Source organism: Bacillus cereus group sp. N6 (assembly GCF_016483705.1).
Classification (GTDB): domain Bacteria; phylum Bacillota; class Bacilli; order Bacillales; family Bacillaceae_G; genus Bacillus_A; species Bacillus_A wiedmannii.
Genome location: NZ_JAEHBI010000344.1, coordinates 1 through 236, shown reverse-complemented (window position 1 = coordinate 236; position 236 = coordinate 1). Strand labels below are relative to the sequence as shown.

Here is a 236-nt window from a genome sequence, read left to right as displayed (position 1 = left end):
GGTAACATGAGAAGCCGATATGCAAGCTTTCCGATATCCCCCATAATTTGAGGCGTTGTTCTTCTTTGCATTGACCCCGGGGAAGTCGCTAAGTATTGTTTAAATAATTGAGGAAGGACAATGACGCCTCCGAAGGCAGAGCCGAGAAAACGAACCCAAGAAAATACATCGTGTATCCCCGGTACCTGTTGCTCTTCCGGAGCTATGTTCGTGACACTCGCAATCGAACCGAAGAA

Annotated in this window: 1 pseudogene; it reads right to left on the bottom strand. The window is 47.5% G+C overall.

Annotated features, from left to right (window positions below):
• A pseudogene (locus JDS99_RS31790) lies at positions 1-236 on the bottom strand (conjugal transfer protein TrbL family protein); the annotation flags it as partial.